The organism is Megasphaera intestinihominis (assembly GCF_040096415.1).
GTDB lineage: Bacteria > Bacillota > Negativicutes > Veillonellales > Megasphaeraceae > Megasphaera > Megasphaera intestinihominis.
The window spans coordinates 1-7,210 of the sequence record NZ_JBBMEU010000090.1 but is presented as its reverse complement, the minus strand read 5'-3'; the positions used below and the strand labels follow the sequence as shown (position 1 = coordinate 7,210).

Annotated in this window: 3 protein-coding genes; all 3 read left to right on the top strand. The window is 57.6% G+C overall.

The window, feature by feature from the left end; translation table 11 throughout:
• Window positions 1-191: 191 nt before the first annotated feature.
• Window positions 192-1,628: a glycogen synthase GlgA gene (glgA, locus tag WMO23_RS10520; protein ID WP_292281560.1), complete on the top strand. Its 1,437-nt coding sequence runs from the start codon at window positions 192-194 to the stop codon at window positions 1,626-1,628.
• Between the two features lie 285 nt (window positions 1,629-1,913).
• Window positions 1,914-5,312, top strand: coding sequence for a 4-alpha-glucanotransferase (malQ, locus tag WMO23_RS10515; protein ID WP_349174031.1), 3,399 nt, complete (start codon window positions 1,914-1,916; stop codon window positions 5,310-5,312).
• A 240-nt stretch (window positions 5,313-5,552) separates the two neighbouring features.
• Window positions 5,553-7,210 (top strand): ATP-dependent nuclease (locus WMO23_RS10510; RefSeq protein WP_349174029.1); only part of this gene is annotated, 1,658 nt, incomplete at its 3' end.

Here is a 7,210-nt window from a genome sequence, read left to right as displayed (position 1 = left end):
GTCTGCCGACGATACGGTAAAGAAAACGGCCAAGGCGCCGGGAAAGAAGGCGACGACCCGTGGAAAAGGGAAAGCCAAGACGGCAGCGTCTGAAAAGAAGACTGCTGCAACGAGAAAGAGAAGAACTGGGCGTCCTGCCAAAAAGGAAGCAGACGCCTGATACGGTACTTAGGGAAAGTGGGGGACATACGATGAATGTATTATTTGTGGCCTCAGAAGCAGTGCCATTTATCAAAACAGGCGGGCTGGCCGATGTCATGGGCGCACTGCCCAAGGCTTTAGCCAAGAAGGGCATGGACGTCCGCCTGGTCATTCCGAAATACAGCCGCATCGCTGAAGAAGCGAAGAAGCAGATGAAAGAAGTGACGACAGGCATCGTGAACCTGGTCTGGCGCCAGCTCTACTACGGTGTCGAAGAAATCAAGCAGGACGGCGTGACCGTCTATTTCATCGACAACGAATGGTATTTCAAGCGCGACGGCCTCTACGGCTACGGCGATGACGACGAACGCTTCGCCTATTTCTGCCGCGCCGTCCTGACCATGCTGCCCAAGATCGGCTTCAAGCCGGACATCATCCACTGCAACGACTGGCATACGGGCCTCATGGGCGTCTTCCTCAAAGAAGATTTCTGGCACGATGATTTCTACAAGGGAATCAAAGTCATCTATACCATTCACAACCTGAAATACCAGGGCATCTATCCGCCGTCGATCATGCGCGACATCATTGGCCTGCCGCAGGAACTCTTCGACAACGGCAGCCTGGAATGTGACGGCTGCGTGAACTACATGAAGTCGGGCATGGTCTACGCCGACCACATCACGACGGTCAGTCCGTCGTATGCCCAGGAAATCACCTATCCGTACTTTGGCGAAGGCCTGGATGGCTATATCCGCGACAATGGGGAAAAGGTGACGGGCATCATCAACGGCCTGGACATCGACGTCTACAATCCGGAAACGGACCCGTATATCAAGCGCCAGTATTCCGTCGCCAACGCCCGGGCTGGCAAGCGGGAAAATAAAGATGCCCTGCGGGCCGAACTGGGCCTGCGCATCAAGCGGGGCGTCCCCATGATCGCCATGGTCACGCGCCTCGTCGAAGATAAGGGCCTGGACCTGGTCACGCGCATCATGGATGAACTCGTCGACGACGACGTCCAGCTGGTCCTGGTCGGGACGGGCGATGCCGGCTATGAAGAAGCCTTCCGCGAACTGGCCCGCCGCCATCCGACCAAGGTATCGGCGAACATCACCTTCAACGAAGCCCTGGCCCACAAGGTCTACGCCGCTGCCGACATGTTCCTCATGCCGTCGCGGTACGAACCGTGCGGCCTGAGCCAGCTCATCGCCCTGCGCTACGGCGCCATTCCCATCGTCCGCGAAACGGGCGGCCTCAAGGATACGGTCCATCCCTTCGATAAATACAGCAAACAGGGCAATGGCCTGACCTTCCCGAACTTCAACGCCCACGAACTGCTGTTCACGACGAAACGGGCCATGGGTTACTATGAAGACACGGCCCTGTGGGATATCCTCGTCCGCAACGCCATGACCAGCGACTACAGCTGGGACCGCTCGGCCGAAGCCTACCAGAACCTGTACGAAAAAGTATTACAACAATAAAAGACAGTTTGTAGTTCAGAGTTTGTAGTTTGTAGAAATTGGCTTTGCATTTCCAGCTATTCACTAAAAACTAAAGACTGCAAACTCAAAAGGGACTGTCGCATGAAGGCTTCTGCCATTATGCATAGTCCCTTTGACTTATAGTTTGCAGTACGGAGTTTTTAGTTTGTAGCAGATGACTTTAAATTTAAAACCATTCACTACACACTGCAAACTTAATACTCAAAAAGAGGCTGTCTTCATGGACAGCCTCTTTTACTTTCCCCAACCACGAAAGGACCGCTTATGGACTTACGATTGTACCACAACTCTCACGAATTCTATTACCGCTCGTCTTTTGGGGCCGTTCCTTCCGGGAGCCGGCTCATCCTGCGCCTCCGTGCCAGCGGCAGCGATGCTCAGAACTGCCGGGCCCGCATCCGCCTGTGGCAGATCAATGTCGGCGAATCCTTTGTACCCATGAGTTATGAAGACGGCATCTTCACGGGCATCGTCACCATTCCGCCCAAGGGCTGTCTGCTCTGGTATTATTTCATCATCGACGATGGCCATAGGACCTTCTACTATGGCAACAACTACGACCGCCTCGGCGGCGAAGGGGCCAAATATCCCGACGTGCCGCCGGCCTATCAGGTCACGGTCTACGATAAGGACGCCCATACGCCGGACTGGTTCAAGCACGCCATCGTCTACCAGATCTTCCCGGACCGCTTCCGCCACGGTACCCATACGTCGGGCCGCCTCTACGGCAAGAAGGGCGCCGTCATCCACAGCGACTGGGACGATGTGCCCTATTACTGCAAGCGCGAAGGCCAGGGCGACATCGTCTATTACGACTTTTTCGGCGGCAACATCGCCGGCATCCGGGAAAAATTGCCCTATCTCAAGGAACTGGGCATTACGGCCATTTACCTCAACCCGATTTTTGAAAGTTCCAGCAATCACCGTTACGGCACGGCCGATTACTTCCGCGTCGACCCCATGCTGGGGACGAATGAAGAGTTCGCCGAATTCTGTCAGGCTGCCAGGGAAGAAGGCATCCATATCATCCTCGACGGCGTCTTCAGCCATACCGGTGCCGACAGCATCTACTTCAACCGCTTCGGCAACTATCCCGGCGTCGGCGCCTACCAGTCGAAGGAGTCGCCGTACTATGAATGGTACCGCTTCAAGCATTATCCCGACGACTATGAATCGTGGTGGGGCGTATCGGACCTGCCGGACGTAGAAGAAACGACGCCGTCGTACATGGATTTCATCATCAACAGCGAAGACAGCGTCCTCAAATACTGGCTGAACGAAGGCATCAGCGGCTGGCGACTGGACGTCATCGACGAGCTGCCCGTACCCTTCCTGCGCCAGTTCTACCATACCCTGAAAGAGGAAAAGCCCGATGCCGTCCTCATCGGCGAAGTCTGGGAAGATGCGTCGAACAAGGTCAGCTACAGCGAACAGCGGGAATACCTCTGCGGCTACGATATCGACAGCGCCATGAACTACGCCCAGCGCTCCCTGATGATCGACTTCATGACCGGCGCCAAAGATGCGCGGCGCATGAATGCCGAACTGACGCGGCTCATCGAAAATTACCCGCCTGAAAATTTCTATGCCATGCTCAACCTCATCAGCAGCCACGATATCGAACGCATCCTGACGGTCCTCACCCGGGCCGGCGGCACCGACGTGGCCACAGCTGAAGAAACAGGCCGGAAGCGCCTGAAACTGCTGGCAGACTGGCAGATGACCATGCCCGGTGCGCCGTGCATCTACTACGGCGACGAAGTGGGCGTCACCGGCGGCAAGGACCCGGACAACCGCCGGACCTATCCCTGGGGCCATGAAGACCTGGACCTCCTGGCCTGGACCAAGGCCCTGACGCGGCTGCGGACAGCACACGACGCTTTACAGACGGGCCGTTTCATCCCGCTCTACGCCAATGGCGACGTCTTTGCCTTTGCCCGGGTCATCGAAGGGGGAAAGGATGTCTTCGGCAAGCCCGCTGAAGACGGTTTCTTCATCATCGCCATGAACCGCAACCCGTCGGCCCTGCGGAACATCAGCCTCTATACAGACGGCTTGGCCTACGGCAAACTGACCAATGCCCTCCATCCGCGCATGACGCCGGTCACGACGGTGAACAGCCGCTTCACCCTAACTTTGCCGCCGTTGAAAGCGGTCATCCTCCAGGGGAAAGATGCCGGGACCAAGCGGGCCGGTGTCCTCCTGCATCCGACGTCCCTGCCGGCTGCCTGCGGCAACGGCGTCTTAGGGCCGGCAGCGTACCGCTTCGTCGACTTCCTCAAGGCCGCCGGCCAGCGGGTCTGGCAGATCCTGCCCCTGACGCCGCCTCTCATGGGCGATTCGCCGTATCTGTCGGAATCAGCCTTTGCCGGCAACGAAGCCCTCATTTCCCTGGAAGTCCTGCGCGACTGGGGCTGGCTGAAACAGGAAGCCTTAGACGATTTCCTGGCACAGGGGAAAAAGACGGCGTCCTGGCACAGCCTGGCAGCCTATAAGGCCAAACTCCTCTGGGATATGTCACATGATCCGGACCTGACCATTCCCTGGGAACCGTTCCGGGCCTTCTGTGAAAAGAATGCCTACTGGCTCGATGACTACGCCCTCTTCCGGGCTGTCCGCGACTTCTTCGGCGGCCGTTGCTGGACGGAATGGCCCGAAGACATCCGCCATCACAGCCGGGAAGCCCTGGCCCAGTATGGCAAGGAGCTGGCCGGCGCCGTATCGCATGTCAAATTCATGCAGTACATCTTCAGCCGCCAGTGGCACGATGTCCGGGCCTATGCCGCTGAAAACGGCGTGTCCATCCTCGGCGACGTGCCCATGTTCGTCGCCCATAACAGTGCCGACTGCTGGGCCCATCAGGACCAGTTCGACCTCGATGAAGCAGGGAATCCGTCGTCCGTCGCCGGTGTCCCGCCTGACTACTTCAGTGCCGACGGCCAGCTCTGGGGCAATCCCCTCTATGATTACCAGGCCATGGCTGCGGATAACTACCAGTGGTGGACAGACCGCTTCCGCCGCATGATGGACCTCGTCGACGAAGTCCGGGTCGACCATTTCCGCGGCTTTGCCGCTTACTGGGCCGTACCGGCCGGTTCGGAAACGGCCAAGAGCGGCGCTTGGAAAGATGGCCCCGGCCTGGACCTCTTCCGGGCGGTCTATCAGAAAATCGGCAGGATCCGCCTGGTCGCCGAAGACCTGGGCGTCATCACCGACGATGTGTGCACCTTGAAAGATGCCCTGCACCTGCCGGGCATGAAAGTCATCCAGTTCCACCTCAAGGACCGGGCCGACGGCCGCCTGGCCTTCGATACCGAGCCGGACTGCATCGCCTATACCGGGACCCATGACAACAACACTATCCGCGGCTGGTATGAAGACGACCTGACGCCGAGCCAGCAGCTCCACGTCCGCCAGATGCTAGGATTGTCCGATGAAGCGGCACCGCAGGAAATCGTCGGCGCCCTCATCGCCTATACCTACTGCCGCCGGGCCGAAACAGTCATCATCCCCATGCAGGACCTCCTGGCCCTGCCGTCGTCGGGACGCATGAACACGCCCGGCGTCGCCGACGGCAACTGGCACTGGCAGCTCAAAGAAGGCCAGACGACCTTCGACATCGCCCACTGGCTGGCCAAAGTGTGCCGCGAAAGCGGACGTTGATCGTAGGTCGTTCGTCGTAGGCCATTCATCGTAGGGGCGACCACGTGGGGCGCCCGCCAGAGATTGGTCACATCGTTTTTTACGATGTTTGCTGAACCCATAGGCCGTTCATCAAACCATGAACGATACGTAAAAGGAATAACGCGCTGCTCTCTAAAAGAAGGGAGTAGCGCGTTTTTTGTCGAATACGTATAGTAAAAGTAATGTTGAAAAGGATGTGATTTTGTGTATATTACTTACATGCGTATTCAAAATTACCGGAATCTACAAGACGTCGAAATGACTTTCCACGAAAGGGCCAACTACATCGTCGGTGAAAACGCCATTGGCAAGAGCGGCCTGCTGCGCCTCATTTCCTACATGAGTGCCGGCCGCAATGTCGAAGAAGACGACTACGCCGACGTGACCCGGCCCATCGTCATCACCTTAGACCTGCACCTGCTCCAGAGCGAGAAGGAGTATTTCGCCGATACGCCGGGCGAGCACCGTCAGAGCCTGCGCGTCCGCATGGAAATGCATGTCAGCGACATGTATCCCCATCTCTACGACGACAACAGCGGCGAAGAACTGCCGTTAGAACTCATCCGCCGCCTGCGCTACGTGTCCTATTCGGCGGCCATGCCGGAAGAACAGCGCGTGCCGCCGCGTATTTACCGCGCCCTGGAACAGAAGCTCTCCCAATGGAGCGAAGCTCACTGGGACGGCCTGTCGGAAGAAGCCAAGGCCTTCATCCATCACGAAGTCGCCGTCGGCAGCCTCGATTCATCGTATTTCGTCAACATCTTCCTCTTGTCCCGCATGCTCTGCCGCATGGACCGGCCCAGGGCGGACAACATGAAATTCATTTCCCTGGCCGCCCTGTGCGTCATCACCCAGGTCTACATGATGTCCATCAGCCGCGCTGTACCGTTGGAACACAACGTCATCGTCGACGCAGAGGGCAAGCGCTATCTGCCGCTGGTCATTTCCATCGATGAACCGGAAATGCACCTCCATCCCTACATGCAGCGCTCGGTCCTGCATTATTACCAGCAGCTCCTGAACAATGAAGACCCGCAGTTCTGTGCGCTCCTCAAGGACCTTTTCAACCTCGACGGTCTGCGGGGGCAGTTATTCGTCGTCACCCACTCGACGGATTCCCTCATCGACGACTACCGCCACATCATCCGCCTGTACCGCAACAAGCAGGGCCTGGTCAAAGCGGCCTGCGGGGCTGGCTTCCACTTCAGCGAAGAAATCGAAAAACACCTGATCATGCACTTCCCGGAAGTCAAGGAAGCCCTCTATTCGCGGAGCGTCCTCATCGTCGAAGGGGAAACGGAATACGGCTGTTTCCAGCACTTCGCCAAGACCCTGGACCTGCCCTTCGACTACTACGGCATCTGCCTCATCAATGCCCGCGGCGAAAGTTCCATCTCCAAGATCAAGAAACTCCTGGAATACTTCAAGATTCCCGTCGTCGCCCTCTACGATGCCGACGTCAAGGGCAGCCACAAAGGCAAACGGGGCGTCTACTTCACCAACGAAATCTGCTTTGAAATGGACCTGGCCAAGACCATGATCGACCACGGCCAGCGCCGCGACCTGGACCGCATCATCAACACGGCCTGCGGCGAACACGCCCGGGCCACGACAGACATGATCAAAAAGGCCTGCCGCAAACTGGACGTCAACTTCCACGACTATCCGGCCCGCCTCTTGTGGCACGTCAACCCGCGTAATAAAAAGGCCCTGTACATCTATTACTTCGCCTGGCTCTACAGCAACAAAGGCGTCATCCTCGGCCGCCTCATCGGCCAGTCCCTGAAAAAAGAAGACATCCCGCCGGCCTTCGTCCAAGCCATTGAAGCCGCCGGCCAGCTGGCCAAAGTCACCAAAGCCGTTACACGGCTTTGGTG

Excerpts from the sequence above, each read along its gene's own strand:
- glgA (WP_292281560.1), top strand. The coding sequence starts at position 192 with ATGAATGTATTATTTGTGGCCTCAGAAGCAGTGCCATTTATCAAAACA.
- malQ (WP_349174031.1), top strand. The coding sequence starts at position 1,914 with ATGGACTTACGATTGTACCACAACTCTCACGAATTCTATTACCGCTCG.